Consider the following 23,251-nt stretch of genomic DNA (forward strand, 5'->3'; position numbering starts at 1 on the left):
CAAAAAATTTCGGGTGATATGGCCCTGCCCGTCGGTACGAGGATGGCCGCTGCCCCTCAAGCCTGATAAAATCGCGCGCCTTCGCAGACCGGCAACAGCCGGGCACCTCGAAACTCGCGTGAGGCTATCGCCCCATCGACTTCGGCGCCCCGCTGAACTCGGTCGTTACCCCTGAATCCCCCCTAAAGGCCTGGATCATGAGCAAGCAACCCTCCCTGAGCTACAAGGACGCCGGTGTAGACATCGACGCCGGTGAAGCATTGGTCGAACGCATCAAGAGCGTCGCCAAGCGCACTGCGCGTCCGGAAGTCATGGGCGGCCTGGGCGGTTTCGGCGCCCTCTGCGAAATCCCGGCCGGCTACAAGCAGCCCGTACTGGTTTCCGGCACTGACGGCGTCGGCACCAAGCTGCGCCTGGCCCTGAACCTGAACAAGCACGACACCATCGGTATCGACCTGGTCGCCATGTGCGTCAACGACCTGGTGGTGTGCGGTGCCGAGCCGCTGTTCTTCCTCGACTACTACGCCACCGGCAAACTCAACGTCGAAACCGCCGCCCAGGTTGTGACCGGCATCGGCGCCGGCTGCGAACTGTCCGGTTGCTCGCTGGTTGGCGGCGAAACCGCTGAAATGCCTGGCATGTACGAAGGCGAAGACTACGACCTGGCCGGATTCTGCGTCGGCGTCGTGGAAAAAGCCGAAATCATCGACGGCTCGAAAGTCGCCACCGGTGACGCGCTGATCGCCCTGCCTTCGTCCGGCCCGCACTCCAACGGCTACTCGCTGATCCGCAAGATCATCGAAGTGTCCGGCTCCGACATCGAAAACATCCAGCTCGACGGCAAACCGCTGACCGACCTGCTGATGGCCCCGACCCGTATCTATGTGAAGCCGCTGCTCAAGCTGATCAAAGACACCGGCGCCGTCAAAGCCATGGCCCACATCACCGGTGGCGGCCTGCTCGACAACATCCCGCGCGTTCTGCCAAAAGGCGCTCAGGCCGTGGTTGACGTCGCCAGCTGGAATCGCCCGGCCGTGTTCGACTGGCTGCAAGAGAAAGGCAACGTTGACGAGACCGAGATGCACCGCGTTCTGAACTGCGGCGTCGGCATGGTCATCTGCGTGGCTCAGGAGCACGTTGAAGTTGCGCTCAACACCCTGCGTGACGCTGGCGAACAGCCTTGGGTCATCGGCCAGATCGCAGTCGCTGCCGAAGGCGCTGCCCAGGTCGAACTGAAGAACCTTAAGGCTCATTAATGTCCGCAACCTGTGATGTCGTGGTGCTGTTGTCCGGCACCGGCAGTAACTTGCAGGCCTTGATCGACAGCACGCGGACCGGCGAAAGCCCGGTCCGCATCGCTGCGGTGATTTCCAACCGCGCCGACGCTTACGGCCTGCAACGCGCCAGTGACGCGGGTATCGCCACCCGCTCGCTGGATCACAAGGCCTTCGAAGGTCGCGAGGCCTTCGATGCTGCCCTGATCGAACTGATCGACGAATTCAATCCCAAACTCGTGGTACTGGCCGGTTTCATGCGCATTCTCAGCGCTGACTTCGTACGCCACTATCAGGGTCGCCTGCTCAACATCCATCCTTCGCTGCTGCCCAAATACAAAGGGTTACACACCCATCAGCGCGCGCTGGAGGCCGGCGACACCGAGCACGGCTGCTCCGTCCACTTCGTCACCGAGGAACTCGATGGCGGACCACTGGTCGTACAGGCAGTAATACCGGTAGAGTTGCACGACACGCCGCAGAGTCTGGCGCAGCGAGTGCATGTTCAGGAACACTTGATCTACCCCATGGCGGTACGCTGGTTTGCCGAAGGCAGGCTTGCACTCGGGGGCGAAGGTGCTTCACTGGACGGCCAGTTACTCGCGGCCAGCGGCCATTTGATTCGACACTAGGAGATATTATGCGTCGCGCCCTGCTATTAGCTTGCGCACTGCTCGCCCTGCCTTTCGCGCAGGCGGCAGACCTTCAACCGTTCTCCGCCAGCTACACCGCCGACTGGAAACAGCTGCCGATGAGCGGCACTGCCGAGCGCAGCCTGTCAAAGGATGCCAAAGGCGTCTGGACGCTCAGCTTCAAGGCGTCGATGATGATCGCCAGCCTCACCGAGACCAGCACCCTGACCCTGGACAAGGACACGCTGCTGCCGCAGTCCTACCACTTCGAACGTGGCGGTCTGGGCAAAGCGAAGAAGGCTGATCTGGACTTCGACTGGACCAACAAACTGGTCACCGGCACCGACCGTGGCGATGCGGTGAAAATCCCGCTGAACCGTGGCATGGTCGACAAATCGACTTATCAGCTGGCACTGCAACATGATGTCGCCGCCGGCAAGAAGACCATGAGCTACCAAGTGGTCGATGACGGCGAGATCGACACCTATGATTTCCGCGTGCTTGGCTCGGAAAAAGTCGACACCAAGGCAGGCAAGATCGATGCGATCAAGGTCGAGCGCGTACGCGACCCGACACAAAGCAAGCGCATCACCGTCCTTTGGTTCGCCAAGGATTGGGATTACCTGCTGGTTCGCCTGCAACAAGTTGAAACCGACGGCAAGGAGTACAACATCATGCTCCAGGACGGTACGGTCAACGGCAAGGCTGTGAAAGGCAGCCGATCCGAAGTGATGTAAAAAAGCCCCGCGATTGCGGGGCTTTTTATTGCCTGAATGTTGGCCTGAAGAATGGTGCGAGGCTCGCCCCTCACCCGAGCCCTCTCCCGAGGGAGAGGGTTAGGGCGAGGGCAACCCCGAGATCACCACACACTCAAACTGAAAACCTGGCCACCATGCTGTTCAAATCCACCGCCAATCGCGACAACTCCTGGCTCGCCGCACTGGTCTGATTCGCACCCGCCGACGTCTGCATCGCCAGATCACGGATATTCATCAAATTGCGATCCACCTCCCGCGCCACTGCCGCTTGCTCTTCCGAAGCACTGGCGATCACCAGATTGCGCTCGTTGATCACGGTGAATGCCGAAGCAATTTCCTCCAGCGCTGTGCCGGCCGACTTGGCCAGGTCCAGCGTCGCACGCGCCCGCACATTGCTCTGCTGCATCGAACCGACCGCTGAATCCGTGCCTTGCTGAATGCCACCGATCATCTGCTCGATTTCCTGAGTCGACTGCTGAGTGCGATGCGCCAGCGCCCGCACCTCATCCGCGACCACTGCAAAACCGCGCCCGGCATCGCCAGCCCGTGCTGCTTCGATCGCCGCGTTCAACGCCAGCAGGTTGGTCTGCTCGGCGATCGAGCGGATCACATCCAGCACTTTGCTGATGCCATGAACCTTCTGCGCCAGATCTTCCATCTGCGTCGCATTGGCCGTCACATCCTCGGCGAGGGATTCGATTGACGATACGGTCTGCTGCACCTGCTGGCGACCATGCTGGGCAATACGATCGGATTCGCGCGAGGCCTCGGAGGTCGCCACAGCATTGCTGGCCACCTCCTCCACTGCCGCGGTCATCTGATTTACCGCTGTCGCCGCCTGTTCGATTTCGAGACTCTGCTGGTGCAGCCCACGCGTAGCGTCTTCCGTGACGCAACTCAGCTCTTCCGACGCCGAAGCCAACTGACTGGACGACTCGGAAATTTGCCGAATCGTGTCGCGCAGATTGTGCTGCATGCTTTTGAGCGCTTGCAGCAGCCGCGCCGGCTCGTCCTTGCCGGAAATATTGATGTCACCGGTAAGGTCGCCGCCGGCCACTACTTGCGCCACGCCTAAGGACTGCGCCAATGGCAAGACGATGCTACGCGTCAGCAACAGCGCCAGGCCGATGGTGATCAGCGCGGTAACGCCGATCATGACCCCGACCCAAACCCGCGACTGAGTGAACACCAGCCGTGCGCCTTCGGTGGCGAGATTGGCATTGTGTTTGTTCAGTTCGACCAACTGACGCAGGACGACGGCGATTTCATCGGCCAACGGGCTCATCTCGCCATTGAGAATGCGCGCCGCCTCCTCCACCCGGTTCTGCGCAGACAACTGCAAGACTTGCGCCTGAAGCTCCAGATATTGTTGCTCGGCCACCTTGAAGCGATCAAATAACTGGCGCTCTTCAGGCAGCACGATCAGCACGTCATAACGCTGCTGGGCCTCACTCAGCACCCCGCGCAGCTCATCTAGCTTGGCAACATTCTGCTGCAACGCCTGCGGATCACGATTGAGCAACAGGCGCATGGTCAGCGCGCGCAGGCGCAACATGTCCTGACTCATCTCGCCAACCGCCATCACGCTCGGCAGCCAGTTGTTGTCGACCTCGTCGGACTGGGCGCGCATGTTCGACATTTGCAGCAGAGCGAACGCCCCGAGGGCGCACACCATCAACGCCAATAGGCCAAAACCGAGGCCGGCACGCGGGGCAATATTGAGACTACGGATACTCATTAATTTGGCTTCCTTCCAAAAGCGCTGCATCAACCTACAGCGGGTTGCTCTAGAAGGTATCGGCCCGGAAGAAATTTGCGTAAGACGAAAACGTGATATCAAAACGCCTTAATACTTCTAACCCACGGCATTAACGATTCAGCGCAGTTTTGCCGGACTTGAGCGCTGTTCGCGGCAATATCGCCAGGAAGTTATCGCGAGCGACCTTTTGTGCAATTTCTTCGGGAAGCGCATCGAGGAAAGGCGCGAAGCTGTGCATTTCCTCACCGAGCTTGTTGAATCGCCCTACGACATCCGAGCCGAGCATGAAGCGCTCCGGGTATTTCTTTACCAGCGCCAGCCATTCCGGGCGTGGCTTGCCCTGTTCATCCAGCAGATACGGCGTGAGCATGCTCCACGACAGATCAATGAACAGATTCGGATATGCCTCGAGCATGCGTGTGAGTGTCGGCAGGAGAAAGTCGAGTTGTGTTTGGTGCCGATGGATTTCCGCGCTGGTGCCGGCGTGCGCCCAGATGAACCTTGTGTGCGGGTGATTACGCAACGGCTCTTCGATTTCCTGCAGGTACAGCGGATTTCTCTCACGTTTGGAAGTGATGTTGGAATGCACCATTACCGGCAGATCGTTTTCTGCCGCCAGATGATAAATCTTGGTCATCGCCTCGTTGTTGGCGCGCGGCGTGTCACCGGACGTCAGCGCCGTCAGGTCGTCATGCCGCGTGAAGACTTCGCCAATGCCTTGCCACAGCCCCGGATAGAGTTCGAGCATGCGCTGAATATGTGCGGCGGAGTTCTTGTCGTTAGGGTTGAAGCCTGACAGAAACGGATGAAAGTAGGGTCGCTGCTCAGGCGTCAGTTTTTGCACTGCATCAGCGACGATCACGTCGGTGGCGCTGTACCAATAGGCGTCGGCATCATCACCGGCGTAATAGCGCGGACGTTTCGGTTCATCCTCATGCCACTTCTTCGCCACGGGAATGCCGGAAATCATCACATGCTCAATGGAGTTTTCCTTCATGGCCGTCAGCAATTTCGGCATGCCGGCGGTTTCCTGGAAAAAATCCACGTAGTGCAGGTGCGCATCGCTGTAGGTGTATTCGCGGGCGCTGGCGTTACCGGCAAACACCAGCAGGCAGGCAAGACTCAAACGATACAGGGACACAATTAATCTCCGACAAGTAGGCATAGCCTAGACCCCGCCCTGCCCCCAAGGGTTCATCCCGCAGGAAAGTGGAACGCGTGCCGCTGGCAATGCTCTATAACTGCAAGGTCTTTTTGATCGAACGATTTTTCCTACTGCCAGTGAGGTTCACATGACCGTTACCGTCAATACCGTCTCCGCTGAAGGTTTTCGTCACACTGTCGAGATCGATGAACACGAACTGTTTGCCGACGTACCGGCCTCTGCCGGCGGCGAAGGCACGGCGCCAGAGCCGCACGATTACTTCGACGCCGCACTCGGCGCCTGCAAGGCCCTGACCCTGAAGATGTACGCGAAGAAGAAAGACATCCCGCTGACCGGCGTGGGTGTTGAGGTCAAACGCGATAACAGTGAAGAGCAGAAAGGCAAATACGCCCTGCACGTCACCCTCACCCTCAAAGGTGTGCTCACAGACGCCCAGCGCGAGGAACTGCTGCGAGTCGCCGACCGCTGCCCGATCCACAAGCTCATGACCACCAGCGAAGTCAGCATCGAAACCCATGCCCCACAAGGCTTCGACAGCCAATAACCATCCTGATGCCAGCGGCGGGTTATGCTTCTGGCATCACCCGCTCAGCCTGGAATGCCCCATGGACACGCAACCCCTGATCATCCGCCCGCGAGCCGAAGACGTCGAAGGCCAGCCGATTCTTCGTCCGTTGCCGTCAGCCAAATGCCGCAGCGTCGGGCCATTCGTGTTTTTTGATCACATGCTCGAAACGGTTTATCCGACGGGCAAAGGCATGAACATCCGACAGCATCCGCACATTGGCCTGTCGACACTGACCTATCTGTTTGAAGGCCAACTCCAGCACAAGGACAGCCTAGGCTCCGATCAGGTAGTCAGCGCTGGCGATGTCAGCTGGATGACCGCCGGCAGCGCGATTGCCCACGTTGAACGCACGCCGGAGCCGCTGTGGGATAAGAGTTTCACGATGCACGGTTTGCAGATCTGGCTGGCCTCGCCCAAGGATCACGAACAAGGCCCGGGGCATTACAGTCATCACCCGGCTGCAACCTTGCCAGTCAGCGATAACCTCGGCGTGGAGATTCGGATGATTGCCGGGTCAGGCTTTTGTCTGGAATCGCCAGTCCCGGTGCTTTCTCCTACGTTGTATGCCGAAGTGAAGATGCAAACGGCGACCACATTGCTGATTCCCTCAGAGCATGAAGAGCGGGCGCTGTATGTATTGAGTGGCGATGCACAACTGAACGGCGAAACGGTCGAACCCCACGCGCTGGTGGTGTTGCCGGCTGGGGAAGAAATGAGTCTGTTTGCCGAGAGCGAGGTTCACGCGGTGGTGTTCGGCGGCGCACCGCTGGATGGCCCAAGGCGGATCAACTGGAATTTTGTTGCGAGCGATCCGGCGGCGATTGATGAGGCTCGACGCAAATGGGCGGCCGGGGAATGGCCGACGGTGCCGGGGGAAAGCGAGCGGATCGAACTGCCCTGAAACTTGTATTGCCTTTGAGTCAGCCATCGCTGGCAAGCCAGCTCCCACAGGATTTCGCGTCGAACACAGGCTTTGCTAACGGCTCGATAACTGTGGGAGCTGGCTTGCCAGCGATGAGGCCCTGTCAGACACCGCCCAAGTCAGTGCCTGACAACTGAATCAACCGCTGAACACTTCATCCAGTAAATCATGCATCGACTTGAATGCCCGTTTGGCCGTCTTCGCGTCGTACATCATCTTGCCCGGCACATTGGCGTGCGGGTCGGTAAACGAGTGCACCGCACCGCCGTAGCTCAGCAATTGCCAATCCACCTTCGCCGCGTTCATCTCGTCTTCGAAGGCCGGCAACTGCTCCTTCGGCACCAACGGATCGGACGCGCCGTGAAGCACCAGCACCGAGCCTTTGATGTTCTGCGCATCCGCAGGATTCGGTGAATCCAGCGTGCCGTGGAACGACACCGCCGCTTTTACCGGCGCGCCAGTGCGCGCCAGATCCAGCGCACAGCAACCGCCAAAGCAGAAACCGAACACCGCCAGCTTCGACGTATCGACTGCCGCTTCGCCCTGGGTCTGCAACTGCTCGAACGCAGCCTGCATACGCGTGCGCAGCAGTGCACGATCATCCTTGAGCGGCATCATCGCCGCACCGGCCTGATCAGCGTTCTGCGGACGTACGGCCTGACCGTAGACATCAGCGATCAACACCACGTACCCCTCGGCCGCCACCGACCTGGCGATTTCTTCAGCGCCAGCGCTGACGCCCATCCAGTTCGGCGCCATCAACAAACCCGGACGCGCGCCTTTGTGCTCGGCGTCGAATGCAAGCCGACCTTCATAAGGCTGGCCATCAATCTGATAGATCACGGAACGTACTGTGACTTGGCTCATTTCTGACTCCTGATTACTTGAACACCAGAATGAAAAAACCCGCCGAAGCGGGTTTTTTTACAACTTCATCAAACCGACAGTTCGACCAGCAGCTTGTTCAGGCGGCGCACATAAGCGGCCGGGTCCTTCAAGCTGTCGCCGGCAGCCAGGGCTGCCTGATCGAAGAGGATGTGCGACAGATCGCCAAACCGCTCTTCGCTCTGCTCGCCGTCGAGTTTCTCGATCAGCGGGTGGCTCGGGTTGAATTCGAAGATAGGCTTCGAATCCGGCACCTTCTGACCGCTGGCCTCGAGGATCTGACGCATTTGCAGACCCAGGTCCTGCTCGCCGATGGCCAGAATGGCCGGCGAATCGGTCAGACGATGGGAAACCCGCACTTCAGCGACGCAATCGCCCAGCGCGGTTTTCAGACGCTCGACCAGACCTTCTTTGGACTTGGCGACTTCTTCTGCGGCTTTCTTGTCCTCTTCCGAGTCCAGATTGCCCAGGTCCAGGTCACCGCGTGCCACGTCAACGAAGGACTTGCCGTCGAAGTCGCTGAGGTAGCTCATCAGCCACTCGTCGATACGGTCGGTCAGCAGCAGCACTTCGATGCCTTTCTTGCGGAAGACTTCCAGGTGCGGGCTGTTTTTGACCTGCGCGTAGGTTTCGCCGGTGAGGTAGTAGATCTTGTCCTGACCTTCCTTGGCGCGTGCCAGGTAGTCAGCCAGACCGACGATCTGCTCGCCGTCGTCGCCGTTGGTCGACGCAAAACGCAGCAGACCCGCGATTTTTTCCTTGTTGGCGAAGTCTTCTGCCGGGCCTTCTTTCATGACCTGACCGAAGTTCTTCCAGAAGCCCTTGTATTGCTCAGGCTCGTTCTTCGCCAGTTTTTCCAGCATGTCGAGCACACGCTTGGTCAGCGCCGACTTCATCGAGTCGATGATCGGGTCTTTCTGCAGAATTTCCCGCGACACGTTCAGCGACAGGTCGTTGGAGTCGACCACGCCTTTGATGAAGCGCAGGTATAGCGGCAGGAACGACTCGGCCTGATCCATCACGAACACGCGTTGCACGTACAGCTTCAGGCCTTTCGGCGCTTCACGCTGATACAAATCGAACGGTGCGCGGGCCGGCACGTACAACAGCGAGCTGTATTCGAGTTTGCCTTCAACCTTGTTGTGGCTCCAGGCCAGCGGGTTCTCGAAATCGTGGGCGATGTGCTTGTAGAACTCCTGGTATTCCTCGTCCTTCACTTCGGTGCGTGGACGAGTCCACAGGGCACTGGCGCGGTTGACGGTTTCCCACTCGAGCGCTGGCGCCTCTTCGCCTTCGGCAGCCGTGACTTCTTTCGGCAGCTCGATCGGCAAAGCGATATGGTCGGAGTACTTCTTGATGATGTTGCGCAGACGCCAGCCATCGGCGAACTCGTCTTCTGCAGCTTTCAGGTGCAGGACGATGCGAGTGCCGCGCTCAGGCTTTTCGATGGTGGCGACTTCGAACTCGCCCTCGCCTTTCGACGACCAGTGCACGCCTTCGCTGGCCGGAGTGCCGGCGCGACGGCTGTACACGTCAACCTGGTCGGCAACGATGAAGGCCGAGTAGAAGCCAACACCGAACTGGCCGATCAGGTGCGAATCCTTTTTCTGATCGCCCGACAGATTCTTCATGAAATCGGCGGTGCCCGACTTGGCGATGGTCCCCAGGTGGGCGATCACATCGTCACGGTTCATGCCGATACCGTTGTCTTCGAGGGTGACGGTCTTAGCGTCCTTGTCGAAGCTCACACGGATTTTCAGATCTGCGCCACCTTCGAGCAACTCAGGCTTGGCCAGGGCTTCGAAGCGCAGCTTGTCGACAGCGTCAGAGGCGTTCGAGATCAATTCGCGAAGGAAAATTTCCTTGTTGGAATACAGCGAATGGATCATGAGGTGCAGCAGCTGCTTCACCTCGGTCTGGAAGCCCAGGGTTTCCTTTTGAGTTTCCACACTCATGGTCATCAAACTCCAATCAGATGGCATTGGCCGCGACCCGAATGGTCTGCGGCGGGTTGTCATCTGAGTTTGGGGCAGTGTTCAGGATTTCAAGGGCTCATCGATTTTGAAATGCGCCCGCGCCGTGGCAATCGGTTCGCTTTCGGTACTTTGCCACGCCGTGATGGCAACGTTCGCCACCCGCCGCCCCTGCCGGCAGACCTGACATCTGGCCCATGTGTCACGAAACTGCCCGGCGCGCAGGTAATCGAGGGAAAAATCGATGATCTTCGGTACGTCCGGCGCCCCGGTGAAAATCAATAAATGCAGGGCTGCGGCCAGTTCCATGAACCCGGCAATCACCCCGCCATGAATCGCCGGCAATAAAGGGTTACCAATGTTGTCCTTATTCGCCGGCAGCTTGAACAGCAAGTCATCGCCAACGCGAGAGCACTCGATGCCGATCAGCCCGGCGTACGGAATCAACTTGAGCAGCGGTGCGTAGTCGCCTTGCGCATGGGCCCTCTGCAACTGATCCTTGAGGTCGTCGCTCATTGGCCCTCTCCCCTGATAGCGCCACCAAAACCCTTGGTGCCCCTGATGTTTTTGCCCATGCGCATGAAAGTGCCAACGACGTGGGCAATCGGCTGCTCGGGATCATCCTGGTAGGCGAAGCCGCGAGCGAAGATCACATCAGTCGTCACTCGATAGCACTGGGCGAAGCCGTAAACGTCTTTATGGGGTTCTGCGGCGTGCATGTAGTCGATGCGCAGATCGAGGGTCGGGCAGACTTCAAATTCCGGCAGTACGCACAGGGTCGACATGCCGCACGCGGTGTCCATCAAAGAAGTGATAGCGCCACCGTGTATCACGCCTGTCTGCGGGTTACCGACGATTTTCGTGCTGTATGGCAGGATCACCGTGAGCCCATCGACAGAGGCGCTGTGCACTTGCAACCCTAGGACCTGGCAGTGTCGCAACGCCGAAAGAAATCGCGTCGCACGCTCAAAAACGGGGTTTTCAGCCATATGATAATTACTCTCGTTAGAGCCTTTTGCCAGTAGTGAGAAAAACCGCAAAAGTTCCACTGAAAAAAGATCTTATATATCTGAAACAAATGAGGAACTTAACCCTTGGCGCCGAGTTCTTAAGGCCAGTAGTTATTTTCCATAAGGAGAAACACCCCATGCGTAAGACTTTAGCTATTGCCTTGATGTTGACCGCTTCCCTCGGTCTCGCTGCCTGCGATAAAAAATCCGAGGACAAAGCTCAAGATGCAAATCAACATGCTGAACAAGCTCAGCAAGACATGAACAAAGCTCAGGATAAAGTGAACGACGCTGCGAAAGAAAACGCCGAAGCTGCCAAAGCTCAGGCTGAATCGAACGCCGCTGCACAAGAAGAAGCCGCCAAAAAGCAATAATCCGCTTTCTGGTGTGACAAAAGAAAACCCGCCAAGTGCGGGTTTTCTTTTGCCTGCGTTTTATCGGCAATGACTTTTTAGAGCAGAACAGTTCTAAAAGTCGGACTAATCATCAGCAACAACGAACACACTAGGCCGACCAGCCAGATCAAGCTGCGCAATGCAGGCTTGTCAGCCAGGTAGAGCCACAAGTAGAGGATCCGCGCGATTACAAAAATGATCGCCAACGTATCGATCAGCCATCCCGCTGTTTGCGTGGTATGCGCCATAAGCACCCCCACTGCGAACAATATGAATGCCTCGATGCTGTTCTGGTGCGCCGCCAGTGCCCTCGCACCGTAACCAGTGAGCTGTGCCTGCTGTTGGCGCGGCAGGTGGTTGTTGTAACCGCCCTGCTCTTTCATGGCCTTGCCCACCGGCAGGCGCGCGATATAAATCAACAGGGCACTGATAAACACACACCAGAACGGAATACTCATGAAACGACCTCTTTGCTCGCCTCGGGAATGGGCGCCTCTGTAGGGGTATAGACCATGACATCCAGAACGTCGGAATGAAACTCGCGGCGATACAAGACGACGACTACTCCGGCACTCATCAGCATGAACAACCAAGGGCTGACAAACCACGCCAGCATACTCATGCCGAAGTAGTACGAGCGCAGGCCGAAGTTGAACTGGTTGGCCGCCATCGAAATCACCCGCGCCGCTCGCGAAGCGAAGGCTTTGCGCTCCAGCTCCGAGACTTGTCGCTCACCGATCATCGGCGCCGAGCCCACCAGAATCGCCGCGAAGTTGTACTGGCGCATGCACCAGCTGAACGTGAAGAACGCGTAGACAAATACCATTGCCAGGCACAGCAACTTGATCTCCGACATGCCTTGCGAGGCCTGCTGCACCATCGGAATATCCGCCAGCAATGACACTGCACGGTCGGAAGCGCCCAGCACGGTGAGGATACCTGCAAGGATAATCAGGGTGCTGGATGCAAAGAACGAGGCGTTACGCTCCAGGTTGCCGATCACGCTGGCGTCCGCGATGCGGTTGTCGCGCAGCAACATGCGGCGCATCCAGTCTTCGCGGTACAGGTGCAGCACGCTGGCCAGACACGCGGTGTCGCGAGCCTTCCAGCCGGCGTAACGGGTATAGCCGCCCCAGCAGATGACAAACCAGAGTGCGGCGAGCAGATGAATCAGATTGGCCTGGATGAACGACATGCGGTTCCTTGTGATGTGTGAACACGATTCCTGTAGGAGTGAACCTAAGCAACCCTTCGACGCTAGCTCACGGAAAAAGACACTGCCTGATACCCATAAAAAATGCCCCGTATCGATTGATACGGGGCATTTCTGTTTAAGCGTCACCGGCCCGCTTATGACGGGCCTGATGAACGTCAGGCGATTGCGCTACGACGTTTGCCCAAGGCGCTATCGATCGCCACGGCGAACACCAGCGTGATCACGGACGGGATCAGCCATGCAAGGCCCTGCTCGCTCAGTGGCAGCGTCGCAAGCGGTCCCGGCATCCAGCCTGCCAGATCGGCGCCTTTGAGCGCGTCAATGCAGCCGAACAGGAACGACACCAGCATGACCGGGCCGACGATGCGCACCTGCTCGTTCCAGAAGCTCGAGCAGAAACTCAGGGCGACCAGAACGATGCACGGTGGGTAAATCGCCGTCAGCACAGGAATCGAGAAAGCAATGAGGTTCGTCAGGCCCAGGTTGGACACCAACAGGGAGAACACAGCAAGAATGATCACCAGCGTCTTGTAGGACAGTGGCAGTACGCGGCTGAAATACTCGGCGCAGGCGCAGGTCAGGCCCACCGCCGTCACCAGACACGCCAGCGAGATCAGCACCGCAAGGAAACCGCTGCCCAACGAACCGAAGGTGTGTTGCACATAAGCGTGCAATACCGCCGCACCATTGGTGGCACCGACAGCCACTTCATGGCTACCCGAACCGAGACGGAACAGGCTGACATACACCAGCGCCAGACCGACACCGGCAATCAGCCCGGCGATGATCGCGTAACGGGTGATCAGCGCTGGCGACTCGACGCCACGGGAGCGAATCGCGTTAACGATGACGATACCGAACACCAATGCGCCGAGGGTATCCATGGTCAGGTAACCATTGATGAACCCCTGGGAGAACGGCGCCGCCACGTATTCAGGTGTGCCGTGACCGATATCACCGGCCGGCAAGGCGAAGGCAGCGATGCCCAGCACGGCCAGCGCGATGATCTTCAGCGGCGCGAGGAAACGCCCTACGGTATCCAGCAAACGGCCCGGATACAGCGAGATGAAGAACACCAGCAGGAAATAAACCGAGCTGTAGAGGAACAGCGCTAACGGGCTCTCGCCGGTCAACGGCGCCAGGCCCACTTCGAACGACACGGTTGCAGTACGCGGGGTAGCGAACAGCGGGCCGACCGCCAGGTAGCACGCGGCAGCCAGCACACCACCGGCAATTTTGCCGATCGGGCTGCTCAGGGCATCCATCGCTCCACCGACCTTGGCCAGCGCAACCACGGTGATCACCGGCAAACCGACTGCGGTGATCAAAAAGCCCAGCGCCGCCATCCAGACGTGAGGTCCGGCCTGCAAACCGACGATAGGCGGGAAGATGATGTTACCGGCCCCAACGAACAGGGCAAACGTCATAAAACCGAGTGCCAGGATGTCCTGACCTTTCAAAACTTTCATTAAGGAAATACCACACTACTGAATCGGAATTTAGAGGGGGATTGCCCTGTGGGATTAGGGAAATGCTGTCGATCCGTATGGGACTGACCCGTAACGCGCGGTGCATGCCTTGTGGGCGGCAGACGCAAAAATGGCGGCTAGCCTAACGAATTTGCCTGACAAACGCACTGTTAGAGGGCGAACTATCCGATACCCGACGTTTCCGTGTCGCGTTTATGTATGAAAAGCCGCTCCAGGCTACAAGTTTCAAGCGGCAAGCTTTTGTCTTGTAGCTAGCAACTTGAAGCTTGCAACCGCTCTGAAACGACAAAGGCCACCCGAAGGTGGCCTTTGTTTGGTAAAGCGTCAGCTAAGCGGGAAGCTTACTTGACAGCCCAACCGGTCAGCTCGGACAAAGCCTTGCCGATGTCTGCCAGCGAACGCACGGTTTTAACGCCTGCGTCTTCCAGGGCAGCAAACTTCTCGTCTGCAGTGCCTTTGCCGCCAGAGATGATTGCGCCAGCATGGCCCATGCGCTTGCCCGGAGGAGCAGTCACACCAGCGATGTAGGAAACAACCGGCTTGGTCACGTGTGCCTTGATGTAGGCAGCCGCTTCTTCTTCAGCCGAACCGCCGATCTCACCGATCATCACGATCGCTTCGGTCTTCGGGTCTTCCTGGAACAGCTTCAGGATGTCGATGAAGTTCGAACCCGGGATCGGGTCACCACCGATGCCGACGCAAGTCGACTGACCGAAACCGGCGTCAGTAGTCTGCTTCACAGCTTCGTAGGTCAGGGTGCCGGAACGCGAAACGATACCGACCTTGCCTGGCAAGTGAATGTGACCTGGCATGATGCCGATCTTGCATTCGCCTGGGGTGATAACGCCTGGGCAGTTAGGGCCGATCAGGACTACGCCCAACTCGTCGCACTTAACTTTAGCGTCCAGCATGTCCAGGGTAGGAATGCCTTCGGTGATGCAGACGATCAGCTTGATGCCGCCGAAAGCCGCTTCCAAGATCGAGTCCTTGCAGAAAGGAGCTGGAACGTAGATCACGCTGGCGGTGGCGCCAGTTTGAGCAACAGCATCTTTCACGGTGTTGAACACTGGCAGACCCAGGTGCTCGGTGCCGCCTTTACCAGGAGTAACGCCACCAACCATCTTGGTGCCGTATTCAATGGCTTGCTGGGTGTGGAAACTACCTTGCGAACCGGTAATACCCTGGCAGATAACTTTGGTGTCTTTATTGATCAGGACGCTCATTATTTGCCCTCCGCAGCTTTAACAACTTGTTGAGCAGCGTCGGTCAGGCTGGTAGCAGCGATGATGTTCAAACCGCTTTCTGCCAGTACTTTAGCGCCCAGCTCAGCGTTGTTGCCTTCAAGGCGAACAACAACCGGGATTTTCACGCCGACTTCTTTCACAGCGCCGATGATGCCTTCGGCAATCATGTCGCAGCGAACGATGCCGCCGAAGATGTTGACCAGTACTGCAGCGACGTTGGTGTCGGACAGAATGATCTTGAACGCTTCAGTTACGCGTTCTTTGGTAGCACCACCACCTACGTCGAGGAAGTTGGCTGGTTTGCCGCCATGCAGGTTGACGATGTCCATGGTACCCATGGCCAGGCCAGCACCGTTGACCATGCAGCCGATGTTGCCTTCCAGCGCTACGTAGTTCAGTTCGAACTTGGCAGCGTGCGCTTCGCGCGGATCGTCTTGCGACGGATCGTGGAAAGTCTTCAGCTTAGGCTGACGGTACATTGCGTTGGCGTCGATGTTGATCTTGGCGTCGAGGCAGTGCAGATCGCCGTCAGCCTTGATCACCAGCGGGTTCACTTCCAGCAGAGCCAGGTCGTGATCCTTGAACAGTTTGGCCAGACCTACGAAGATCTTGGCGAACTGAGCAACCTGCTTGCCTTCCAGACCCAACTGGAATGCCAGCTCGCGACCCTGGAACGGCTGAGCGCCAACCAGTGGATCGATAGTGGCTTTCAGAATTTTTTCTGGAGTGTCGTGAGCGATTTTCTCGATGTCCACGCCACCTTCGGTGGAAGCCATGAACACGATGCGACGGCTCGAACGGTCAACGACAGCGCCCAGGTACAGCTCTTTAGCGATATCAGTGCACGATTCAACCAGGATCTTGGTGACTGGCTGGCCATTGGCGTCAGTCTGGTAAGTCACCAGACGCTTGCCCAGCCACTGCTGTGCGAAGGCTTTGGCGTCTTCTTTGCTGCGAACCAGCTTAACGCCGCCCGCTTTACCGCGACCACCGGCGTGGACCTGGGCTTTGACAACCCACTCGCTGCCGCCGATTTTGTCGCAAGCTTCTGCTGCTGCTTCTGGGGTGTCTACTGCGTAACCAGTGGAAACTGGCAGGCCGTATTCAGCGAACAGCTGCTTACCCTGATACTCGTGAAGATTCATGCTTTTTACCGTCTTCGTTAGGTACTGCGCATTCGGCGCTGCACTCGTGATGAGTGCCGCGCCACCTTTGACTGCTGCTTGCGTAGCTGAGCTACGCAAGACTGCGTCCAGCGGACATTCCGCGGTGAGTCTTGCTCGCAAGGCTCACGACGGGCCGTTACCGCCGTGGTTTCTTATTGTCTGTTAACGCTTCTTGCGGTTGGCAATGTGGATGGCGCCGCCATTCACAGCCAGAGCAGCTTCGTGCAAGGCTTCAGACAGGGTCGGATGGGAGAAAACCATCATGCCCAGGTCTTCAGCGCTGGTGCCGAATTCCATACCGATCGCGCCCTGCTGAACCAGTTCTGCAGCGCTCGGACCAATTACGTGCACGCCCAATACGCGGTCAGTCTTGGCATCAGCGATGACCTTGACGAAACCACCGGTATCGTTGGCGGCCATGGCACGGCCGGAAGCGGCGAACGGGAAGGTGCCGACGTTAACTTCAACGCCTTCAGCTTTCAAGGCCTGCTCGGTTTTGCCAACCCACGCGATTTCCGGGTGAGTATAAATAACCGAAGGGATCAGATCATAGTTCATCTGGGCTTTGTGGCCCTTGATGCGCTCGACAACCATGATGCCTTCTTCCGAAGCCTTGTGAGCCAGCATCATGCCGCGAACCACGTCACCGATGGCGAAAACGCCCGGTACGGTGGTAGCGCAGTGATCGTCAACGTGCACGAAACCGCGCTCGTCCAGGGTCACACCGCTGTCGGCAGCCAGCAGATCAGTGGTCACCGGACGGCGACCAACGGCTACGATCAGCTTGTCGAAAGTGATGGTCTGTTCGCCGTTGGCATCGGTGTAGTTCACAACGACTTCGTCGCCATTCACTTTAGAACCGGTAACGCGAGCGCCCAGCTTGATGTCCAGACCTTGCTTGGTCAGGGTTTTCAGCGCTTCCTTGGAAACAGCGGTGTCCGCTGCCATCAGGAAGGTGTCCAGTGCTTCGAGGACAACCACTTGCGAACCCAGACGCGACCAAACCGAACCCAGTTCCAGACCGATTACGCCAGCGCCGATAACGCCCAGACGCTTAGGTACGGCTTGGAATTCCAGTGCGCCAGTCGAATCGACGATGACGTTCTGATCAACCGGAGCCGGTGGGATGTCGATCGGACGCGAACCTGGTGCCAGGATGACGTTTTCAGCTTCGATGATTTCTACCGAGCCGTCTGGCTTGGTGACTTCGACTTTCTTGCCGGCCAGCAGTTTGCCGTGGCCCTGGATCGAAGTAACGCCGTTGGCCTTGAACAGAGTGGCAACGCCGCCGGTCAGGTTCTTGACGATGCCAGCCTTGCGGCCAACCATCGCAGCAACGTCCATTTTGACTTCGCCGGTCGAGATACCGTGAACGTTGAAGCTTTCTTTCGCTTCCTTGTATTTCCAGGAGCTGTCGAGCAGCGCCTTGGAAGGAATGCAGCCGACGTTCAGGCAGGTGCCGCCCAGGGCTTGCTTGCCTTCGGCGTCGGTGTACTTCTCGATGCAGGCCGTGGTCAGACCCAGCTGCGCGGCCTTGATGGCAGCCACATAGCCACCAGGGCCAGCACCGATCACTACTACGTCAAATTTCTGCGACATTCAAAAAATCCTCTTTAGCGAAAAGCTTCAAGCCGCAAGCTTCAAGCTGCAAGCCCACCCGCTCGCCTTGAGCTTGAGGCTTGTAGCTGAAAGCTTGCAGCTGCTTTTTAGATATCCAGCAACAGACGAGCTGGGTCTTCCAGCAGGTTCTTGATGGTCACCAGGAAGGTCACAGCTTCTTTGCCATCGATCAGACGGTGATCGTAGGACAGTGCCAGGTACATCATCGGACGGATAACGACCTGACCGTTGATGGCCATCGGACGCTGGATGATGTTGTGCATGCCCAGAATCGCTGCCTGCGGCGGGTTGACGATCGGGGTCGACATCATCGAACCGAAGGTACCACCGTTGGTGATGGTGAAGGTACCACCGGTCATCTCGTCCATCGACAGTTTGCCGTCACGGGCTTTCTTGCCGAAGGTGGCGATGCCGCCTTCGATTTCAGCCAGGCTCATCAGTTCGGCGTTACGCAGAACCGGAACCACCAGACCGCGGTCGCTGGAAACAGCAACACCTACGTCGGCATAGCCGTGGTAAACGATGTCGGCACCGTCGATCGAAGCGTTGACAGCCGGGAAGCGTTTCAGCGCTTCGGTAGCAGCCTTCACGAAGAACGACATGAAGCCCAGACGTACGCCGTTGTGCGACTTCTCGAACAGGTCCTTGTACTTCGAACGCAGCGCCATGACTTCAGTCATGTCGACTTCGTTGAAAGTGGTCAGCATCGCCATGTTCGACTGAGCTTCAACCAGACGCTTGGCCACTGTGGCACGAACGCGGGTCATAGGAACGCGCTTCTCGATGCGGTCGCCAGCGGCGAACACAGGAGCAGCAGCCGATGGTGCAGCAGCCTTGGCAGGAGCGGCGGCCGGAGCAGCTTTCTTGGCTTCAACAGCGGCAACCACGTCTTCCTTGGTTACACGGCCATCTTTACCGGTGCCTTTGACGGACGCCAGGTTGATGCCGTTTTCTTCAGCCAGTTTGCGTGCAGCAGGCGCGGCGATAGCATCTTCGTCGGTGCCGGCAGCAGGTGCAGCAGCAGCTTGGGCAGCGGCCGGAGCAGCAGCGGCAGCCGGAGCAGCGGCAGCCGGAGCAGCGGCAGCAGCGGCAGCAGCGCCGCCCGCTTCGATGGAGCCCAGGACTTCGTCGGACAGAACAGTGTCGCCTTCGTTCTTGACGATAGCGCCCAGTACGCCGTCGGCAGTCGCCAGAACTTCCAGTACGACTTTGTCAGTTTCGATGTCGACGATCAGGTCGTCACGCTTGACGGCGTCGCCCGGTTGCTTGTGCCAGGTGGCAACGGTGCCATCGGCAACCGATTCCGGGAAAGTGGGGGCTTTGATCTCGATAGCCATTATCTGTAGTTCCTTAAATTCGGTTTCAGGTGCGCGAAGGCGTTAAACGGTAAACGCGGCTTGCAGCAGTTTTTCCTGCTGCTCGGCGTGCATCGATGCGTAACCACAAGCAGGTGCAGCAGAGGCATCACGGCCCGCGTACTCGAGTACGAGAGATTTGTCGTGTTTGCCAACGATGCGGCGCATGTGGTGCTGGCTGCAGTACCAGGCACCCTGGTTCATCGGCTCTTCCTGACACCAAACGATATGTTTGAGGTTGGTGTACGGAGCCAGGACTTCAATCAAGTCGTCCTCAGGGAATGGGTACAGCTGCTCGATACGCACGATGGCGATATCTTCACGGCCTTCGGCACGGCGTTTTTCCAGCAGGTCGTAGTAGACCTTGCCGCTACACAGAACAACGCGCTCGACCTTGTTCGGGTCCAATACGTCGATTTCCGGGATAACGGTCTGGAACGAACCCTCGGCCAGATCTTCCAGGGTCGAGACAGCCAGCTTGTGGCGCAGCAGCGACTTCGGAGTCAGGACGATCAACGGTTTGCGCAGCGGGCGAATCACCTGACGACGCAGCAAGTGGTAGATCTGAGCCGGCGTAGTCGGTACCGCTACCTGAATGTTGTGCTCGGCGCACAATTGCAGGTAACGCTCCAGACGAGCCGAAGAGTGCTCAGGACCCTGACCTTCATAACCGTGCGGCAGCAGCATGGTCAGACCGCACAGACGGCCCCACTTGTGCTCGCCACTGGTGATGAACTGGTCGATAACCACTTGGGCACCGTTGGCGAAGTCGCCGAACTGGGCTTCCCAGATCACCAGCGCATCCGGCGTGGTGGTCGAGTAACCGTATTCGAACGCCAGAACGGCTTCTTCCGACAGGAACGAGTCGTACAGGTCAAAACGTGGCTGACCGTCGTACAAGTGCTGCAGCGGAATGTAAGTGCCCGCATCTTTCTGGTTGTGCAGAACAGCGTGACGGTGCGAGAACGTACCGCGACCGATGTCCTGACCGGTCATGCGAATCGGGTGACCTTCGAACGCCAGGGTCGCATATGCCATGGTTTCGGCGTAACCCCAGTTGATCGGCAGGCCGCCGGCTTGCATCTTCTGACGGTCTTCGTAAATTTTCGAGACCTGGCGCTGAACCACGAAGCCTTCCGGAATTTCCAGCAGCTTGGCGGACAGTTCCTGCAGGGTCTTGAGGTCGAAGCGAGTGTCGTGACGCGCGGTCCAGGCGTGGCCCAGATACGGACGCCAGTCCACGAACAACTCTTTATTCGGCTCTTTGACCAGGCTTTTTACTACGTGCAGACCGTTGTCCAGCGCGTTGCGGTATTCGTCGACTTTCGCCTGAACACGCTCAGCGTCGAGCACACCGCTCTGAGTCAGACTGTCAGCGTACAGCTCACGGGTGGTGCGCTGTTTGGTGATCTGCTGATACATCAGAGGCTGGGTGCCGCTTGGTTCGTCAGCTTCGTTGTGGCCGCGACGACGGTAGCAGACCAGGTCTATCACCACGTCACGCTTGAACTGCATGCGGTAGTCGATGGCCAGCTGAGTCACGAACAATACGGCTTCCGGATCATCGCCATTCACATGGAGGATCGGTGCCTGGATCATTTTCGCAACGTCGGTCGCGTACTCGGTGGAACGCGAGTCCAGCGGGTTGCTGATGGTGAAACCAACCTGGTTGTTGATCACGATGTGCACGGTACCGCCGGTCTTGAAACCGCGGGTCTGCGACATCTGGAAGGTTTCCATCACCACGCCCTGGCCGGCAAATGCCGCGTCGCCGTGGATGGAGATTGGCAGAACCTTCTCACCGGTAGGGTCGTTACGACGATCCTGACGGGCACGAACCGAACCCTCGACCACCGGGGAAACGATTTCCAGGTGGGACGGGTTGAACGCCATGGCCAGGTGAACTTCACCACCGGTGGTCATCACGTTGGACGAGAAGCCCTGGTGGTATTTAACGTCACCGGAACCCAGCTCGACCTTCTTCTTGCCTTCGAACTCGTCGAACAGCTCGCGCGGGTTCTTGCCGAAGGTGTTGACCAGCACGTTGAGACGGCCACGGTGGGCCATGCCGATCACGACTTCCTTGGTGCCATACGAACCGGAACGTTGAATCAGCTCGTCGAGCATCGGAATCAGGCTTTCGCCGCCTTCCAGACCGAAACGCTTGGTACCCGGGTATTTGGTGCCCAGGTATTTTTCCAGACCTTCGCCGGCGGTGACGCGCTCGAGCAGGTGGCTCTTGATGTCGGCGGAGTACGTTGGACGGCCGCGCACGCTTTCCAGACGCTGCTGGAACCAGTGACGCTGCTCGGAATCGGTGATGTGCGTGAATTCAGCGCCGATGGTGCGGCAATATGTCTGCTGCAACGCTTCGTGAATTTCGCGTAGGCTCGCTTCCTCTTTGCCGATGAACAGGTCGCCGGCACGGAAGGTCGTATCAAGATCGGCATTGGTCAAGCCGTAATGATTGATCGACAGGTCTGCAGGTGCAGGACGCTGCCACAGCCCCAGCGGGTCAAGCTGGGCTGCCTGGTGGCCACGCATACGGTAGGCCTGGATCAATCGCAGCACTTCAACTTGCTTCTTCTCGTGCTCACTGCTCACGCTGCCGGCGGAAACCGGTTGAGCGCGGCGCTGGTTCTTTGCCAGCAGCACGAAATGATCGCGAATCGTGGAGTGCGAAACATCAGTGGCAGAGCCGCCGTCGGCAGGCAGCTTCTGAAAGTAGGTGCGCCACTCTTCTGGCACAGCGTTAGGGTCGTGCAGGTAGAGCTCATAAAGCTCTTCCACATAGGCAGCGTTTCCACCTGAAAGGTAGGCGCTGTTCCACATGCGCTGCATCACGCTTTCTTGCATGCTTGGTCACCCTCGGTTAGGGGAACACCATCGATGTCGACACCGAGCAAACTTGCAGAAGTCCGAATGCAGCGACTAAAACAAGCCACTTAGGATCACACTGATAGTCCGGGTACCAGCCCGGATGCCCCTGCTTGTCTCATTTCTTCAAAATAAGAGCCGCAGCTTGTGGCTGCTGCTCTGGTTATAGCCATGACGCGGGTTGAAGCCCGCGCCACAGCCTCTACGGTGCAGCGGTTACAGCAGCTGAATCACACGCCGCTAGAAAGCAGCATGTTACGGATGTGACCGATGGCCTTAGTCGGGTTCAGGCCTTTCGGACATACGTTGACGCAGTTCATGATGCCCCGGCAGCGGAAAACACTGAACGGGTCATCCAGCGAAGCCAGACGCTCGGACGTCTTGGTGTCACGGCTGTCTGCCAGGAAGCGATAAGCTTGCAGCAGTGCGGCCGGGCCCAGGAACTTGTCCGGGTTCCACCAGAAGGACGGGCAAGAGGTCGAGCAGCAAGCGCACAGAATGCACTCGTACAGACCGTCGAGCTTTTCACGCTCTTCAGGGGACTGCAGACGCTCGATGGCCGGAGCCGGCGTGTCGTTCTGCAGGAATGGCTTAACCTTCTCGTATTGCTTGTAGAAGATGCTCATATCGACAACCAGGTCACGGATAACCGGCAAACCTGGCAGCGGACGAACGATCAACTTGTTGCCTTTTACGACAGCGGACAGCGGCGTGATGCACGCCAGGCCGTTTTTGCCGTTGATGTTCATGCCGTCGGAACCGCAAACACCTTCACGGCAAGAGCGACGATAGGAGAAACCCTCGTCCTGCTCTTTGATCAGGGCCAGCACGTCCAGCACCATCAGGTCTTTACCACCGGTATCAACCTGGAATTCCTGCATGAACGGCGCGGCGTCCTGATCAGGGTTGTAACGATAAACGCTGACTTGCAACATGGCGGCC

The 23,251-nt window shown here is 58.1% G+C and carries 21 protein-coding genes and 1 pseudogene; 6 read left to right on the forward strand and 16 right to left on the reverse strand.

What is annotated here, in order from left to right; translation table 11 throughout:
• The first annotated feature begins 197 nt into the window (after window positions 1–197).
• From purM to AB4P92_RS07175, 3 genes are read left to right on the forward strand one after another with little or no spacing between them, the layout of a single operon-like run.
• Window positions 198–1,256 (forward strand): phosphoribosylformylglycinamidine cyclo-ligase, encoded by a 1,059-nt coding sequence (gene purM / locus AB4P92_RS07165; RefSeq protein WP_042558307.1) that lies wholly within the window; start codon window positions 198–200, stop codon window positions 1,254–1,256.
• Window positions 1,256–1,906 carry a phosphoribosylglycinamide formyltransferase gene (gene purN, locus AB4P92_RS07170; protein ID WP_042558306.1) on the forward strand — a complete coding sequence of 217 codons (651 nt, stop codon included), beginning with the start codon at window positions 1,256–1,258 and terminating at the stop codon, window positions 1,904–1,906. The genes purM and purN overlap by 1 nt, the downstream gene beginning before the upstream one ends.
• Before the next feature lie 8 nt (window positions 1,907–1,914).
• The gene (locus AB4P92_RS07175; RefSeq protein ID WP_395599188.1) at window positions 1,915–2,643 is read left to right on the forward strand and encodes a DUF3108 domain-containing protein; all 729 of its coding nucleotides are present in this window, start codon (window positions 1,915–1,917) and stop codon (window positions 2,641–2,643) included.
• A gap of 133 nt (window positions 2,644–2,776) precedes the next feature.
• Here the strand turns inward: AB4P92_RS07175 and AB4P92_RS07180 are convergent, their stop codons facing one another.
• From AB4P92_RS07180 to AB4P92_RS07190, 3 genes and pseudogenes are all read right to left on the reverse strand, one after another.
• Window positions 2,777–3,640, reverse strand: a complete 864-nt coding sequence (locus AB4P92_RS07180) for a methyl-accepting chemotaxis protein (protein WP_390896403.1) — start codon at window positions 3,638–3,640, stop codon at window positions 2,777–2,779.
• Window positions 3,632–4,432 (reverse strand): annotated as a pseudogene (locus AB4P92_RS07185) (MCP four helix bundle domain-containing protein); the annotation flags it as partial. The pseudogene AB4P92_RS07185 and the gene AB4P92_RS07180, both read right to left, overlap by 9 nt.
• A gap of 100 nt (window positions 4,433–4,532) precedes the next feature.
• Window positions 4,533–5,588, reverse strand: a complete 1,056-nt coding sequence (locus tag AB4P92_RS07190; protein ID WP_395599189.1) for an amidohydrolase family protein — start codon at window positions 5,586–5,588, stop codon at window positions 4,533–4,535.
• Window positions 5,589–5,715: 127 nt separating this feature from the next.
• Between AB4P92_RS07190 and AB4P92_RS07195 the strand changes: the two genes are divergently transcribed.
• Window positions 5,716–6,132 carry an OsmC family protein gene (locus AB4P92_RS07195; protein WP_261736961.1) on the forward strand — a complete coding sequence of 139 codons (417 nt, stop codon included), beginning with the start codon at window positions 5,716–5,718 and terminating at the stop codon, window positions 6,130–6,132.
• Window positions 6,133–6,193: 61 nt separating this feature from the next.
• Entirely contained in the window at window positions 6,194–7,057 is an 864-nt protein-coding gene (locus AB4P92_RS07200; protein ID WP_261736960.1) for a pirin family protein, read from the forward strand.
• A 159-nt stretch (window positions 7,058–7,216) separates the two neighbouring features.
• On the opposite strand, the gene AB4P92_RS07205 is transcribed toward AB4P92_RS07200, so the two are convergent.
• From AB4P92_RS07205 to AB4P92_RS07220, 4 genes are all read right to left on the reverse strand, one after another.
• Window positions 7,217–7,945, reverse strand: a complete 729-nt coding sequence (locus AB4P92_RS07205) for a dienelactone hydrolase family protein (protein WP_273875068.1) — start codon at window positions 7,943–7,945, stop codon at window positions 7,217–7,219.
• A gap of 68 nt (window positions 7,946–8,013) precedes the next feature.
• The gene (gene htpG, locus AB4P92_RS07210; RefSeq protein WP_042561993.1) at window positions 8,014–9,918 is read right to left on the reverse strand and encodes a molecular chaperone HtpG; all 1,905 of its coding nucleotides are present in this window, start codon (window positions 9,916–9,918) and stop codon (window positions 8,014–8,016) included.
• 81 nt (window positions 9,919–9,999) lie between these two features.
• Window positions 10,000–10,452: a PaaI family thioesterase gene (locus AB4P92_RS07215; RefSeq protein WP_200610744.1), complete on the reverse strand. Its 453-nt coding sequence runs from the start codon at window positions 10,450–10,452 to the stop codon at window positions 10,000–10,002.
• Window positions 10,449–10,925, reverse strand: coding sequence for a PaaI family thioesterase (locus AB4P92_RS07220; protein ID WP_210622270.1), 477 nt, complete (start codon window positions 10,923–10,925; stop codon window positions 10,449–10,451). Before AB4P92_RS07220 ends, AB4P92_RS07215 begins: the two co-directional genes overlap by 4 nt.
• 158 nt (window positions 10,926–11,083) lie before the next feature.
• Here AB4P92_RS07220 and AB4P92_RS07225 point away from each other — a divergent pair, with 158 nt between their 5' ends.
• Entirely contained in the window at window positions 11,084–11,320 is a 237-nt protein-coding gene (locus AB4P92_RS07225; protein ID WP_007959016.1) for a hypothetical protein, read from the forward strand.
• 77 nt (window positions 11,321–11,397) lie between these two features.
• Here AB4P92_RS07225 and AB4P92_RS07230 read toward each other — a convergent pair whose 3' ends face one another.
• The 9 genes from AB4P92_RS07230 to AB4P92_RS07270 all read right to left on the reverse strand — a co-directional run bounded on the left by AB4P92_RS07230 (window position 11,398) and on the right by AB4P92_RS07270 (window position 23,244).
• Complete coding sequence (locus AB4P92_RS07230) at window positions 11,398–11,799, reverse strand: MAPEG family protein (protein WP_047300304.1); 402 nt, start codon at window positions 11,797–11,799, stop codon at window positions 11,398–11,400.
• Window positions 11,796–12,536, reverse strand: a complete 741-nt coding sequence (locus AB4P92_RS07235; RefSeq protein ID WP_395599190.1) for a DUF599 domain-containing protein — start codon at window positions 12,534–12,536, stop codon at window positions 11,796–11,798. Before AB4P92_RS07235 ends, AB4P92_RS07230 begins: the two co-directional genes overlap by 4 nt.
• A gap of 176 nt (window positions 12,537–12,712) precedes the next feature.
• Window positions 12,713–14,026, reverse strand: a complete 1,314-nt coding sequence (gene brnQ, locus AB4P92_RS07240) for a branched-chain amino acid transport system II carrier protein (protein WP_042558295.1) — start codon at window positions 14,024–14,026, stop codon at window positions 12,713–12,715.
• A gap of 362 nt (window positions 14,027–14,388) precedes the next feature.
• Window positions 14,389–15,270, reverse strand: a complete 882-nt coding sequence (sucD, locus tag AB4P92_RS07245; protein ID WP_042558294.1) for a succinate--CoA ligase subunit alpha — start codon at window positions 15,268–15,270, stop codon at window positions 14,389–14,391.
• The gene (gene sucC, locus AB4P92_RS07250) at window positions 15,270–16,436 is read right to left on the reverse strand and encodes an ADP-forming succinate--CoA ligase subunit beta (protein ID WP_007919879.1); all 1,167 of its coding nucleotides are present in this window, start codon (window positions 16,434–16,436) and stop codon (window positions 15,270–15,272) included. Before sucC ends, sucD begins: the two co-directional genes overlap by 1 nt.
• 183 nt (window positions 16,437–16,619) lie before the next feature.
• The gene (gene lpdA, locus AB4P92_RS07255) at window positions 16,620–18,056 is read right to left on the reverse strand and encodes a dihydrolipoyl dehydrogenase (RefSeq protein WP_042558293.1); all 1,437 of its coding nucleotides are present in this window, start codon (window positions 18,054–18,056) and stop codon (window positions 16,620–16,622) included.
• Window positions 18,057–18,163: 107 nt separating this feature from the next.
• Entirely contained in the window at window positions 18,164–19,414 is a 1,251-nt protein-coding gene (gene odhB, locus AB4P92_RS07260) for a 2-oxoglutarate dehydrogenase complex dihydrolipoyllysine-residue succinyltransferase (RefSeq protein WP_395599191.1), read from the reverse strand.
• Window positions 19,415–19,456: 42 nt separating this feature from the next.
• Window positions 19,457–22,288 carry a 2-oxoglutarate dehydrogenase E1 component gene (locus AB4P92_RS07265; RefSeq protein WP_042558291.1) on the reverse strand — a complete coding sequence of 944 codons (2,832 nt, stop codon included), beginning with the start codon at window positions 22,286–22,288 and terminating at the stop codon, window positions 19,457–19,459.
• A 251-nt stretch (window positions 22,289–22,539) separates the two neighbouring features.
• Window positions 22,540–23,244 carry a succinate dehydrogenase iron-sulfur subunit gene (locus tag AB4P92_RS07270; RefSeq protein ID WP_007959035.1) on the reverse strand — a complete coding sequence of 235 codons (705 nt, stop codon included), beginning with the start codon at window positions 23,242–23,244 and terminating at the stop codon, window positions 22,540–22,542.
• Between the last annotated feature and the right edge of the window lie 7 nt (window positions 23,245–23,251).

The organism is Pseudomonas sp. A0308, from assembly GCF_044218815.1.
In the GTDB taxonomy this organism is placed as follows: Bacteria; Pseudomonadota; Gammaproteobacteria; order Pseudomonadales; family Pseudomonadaceae; genus Aquipseudomonas; species Aquipseudomonas iridis.

What these genes read in the sequence shown, in the direction of transcription:
- purM (WP_042558307.1), top strand. Translation starts at nt 198, where the DNA reads ATGAGCAAGCAACCCTCCCTGAGCTACAAGGACGCCGGTGTAGACATC.
- purN (WP_042558306.1), top strand. Translation starts at nt 1,256, where the DNA reads ATGTCCGCAACCTGTGATGTCGTGGTGCTGTTGTCCGGCACCGGCAGT.
- AB4P92_RS07175 (WP_395599188.1), top strand. Translation starts at nt 1,915, where the DNA reads ATGCGTCGCGCCCTGCTATTAGCTTGCGCACTGCTCGCCCTGCCTTTC.
- AB4P92_RS07180 (WP_390896403.1), bottom strand. Translation starts at nt 3,640, where the DNA reads ATGCAGCACAATCTGCGCGACACGATTCGGCAAATTTCCGAGTCGTCC.
- AB4P92_RS07190 (WP_395599189.1), bottom strand. Translation starts at nt 5,588, where the DNA reads ATGCCTACTTGTCGGAGATTAATTGTGTCCCTGTATCGTTTGAGTCTT.
- AB4P92_RS07195 (WP_261736961.1), top strand. Translation starts at nt 5,716, where the DNA reads ATGACCGTTACCGTCAATACCGTCTCCGCTGAAGGTTTTCGTCACACT.
- AB4P92_RS07200 (WP_261736960.1), top strand. Translation starts at nt 6,194, where the DNA reads ATGGACACGCAACCCCTGATCATCCGCCCGCGAGCCGAAGACGTCGAA.
- AB4P92_RS07205 (WP_273875068.1), bottom strand. Translation starts at nt 7,945, where the DNA reads ATGAGCCAAGTCACAGTACGTTCCGTGATCTATCAGATTGATGGCCAG.
- htpG (WP_042561993.1), bottom strand. Translation starts at nt 9,918, where the DNA reads ATGAGTGTGGAAACTCAAAAGGAAACCCTGGGCTTCCAGACCGAGGTG.
- AB4P92_RS07215 (WP_200610744.1), bottom strand. Translation starts at nt 10,452, where the DNA reads ATGAGCGACGACCTCAAGGATCAGTTGCAGAGGGCCCATGCGCAAGGC.
- AB4P92_RS07220 (WP_210622270.1), bottom strand. Translation starts at nt 10,925, where the DNA reads ATGGCTGAAAACCCCGTTTTTGAGCGTGCGACGCGATTTCTTTCGGCG.
- AB4P92_RS07225 (WP_007959016.1), top strand. Translation starts at nt 11,084, where the DNA reads ATGCGTAAGACTTTAGCTATTGCCTTGATGTTGACCGCTTCCCTCGGT.
- AB4P92_RS07230 (WP_047300304.1), bottom strand. Translation starts at nt 11,799, where the DNA reads ATGAGTATTCCGTTCTGGTGTGTGTTTATCAGTGCCCTGTTGATTTAT.
- AB4P92_RS07235 (WP_395599190.1), bottom strand. Translation starts at nt 12,536, where the DNA reads ATGTCGTTCATCCAGGCCAATCTGATTCATCTGCTCGCCGCACTCTGG.
- brnQ (WP_042558295.1), bottom strand. Translation starts at nt 14,026, where the DNA reads ATGAAAGTTTTGAAAGGTCAGGACATCCTGGCACTCGGTTTTATGACG.
- sucD (WP_042558294.1), bottom strand. Translation starts at nt 15,270, where the DNA reads ATGAGCGTCCTGATCAATAAAGACACCAAAGTTATCTGCCAGGGTATT.
- sucC (WP_007919879.1), bottom strand. Translation starts at nt 16,436, where the DNA reads ATGAATCTTCACGAGTATCAGGGTAAGCAGCTGTTCGCTGAATACGGC.
- lpdA (WP_042558293.1), bottom strand. Translation starts at nt 18,056, where the DNA reads ATGTCGCAGAAATTTGACGTAGTAGTGATCGGTGCTGGCCCTGGTGGC.
- odhB (WP_395599191.1), bottom strand. Translation starts at nt 19,414, where the DNA reads ATGGCTATCGAGATCAAAGCCCCCACTTTCCCGGAATCGGTTGCCGAT.
- AB4P92_RS07265 (WP_042558291.1), bottom strand. Translation starts at nt 22,288, where the DNA reads ATGCAAGAAAGCGTGATGCAGCGCATGTGGAACAGCGCCTACCTTTCA.
- AB4P92_RS07270 (WP_007959035.1), bottom strand. Translation starts at nt 23,244, where the DNA reads ATGTTGCAAGTCAGCGTTTATCGTTACAACCCTGATCAGGACGCCGCG.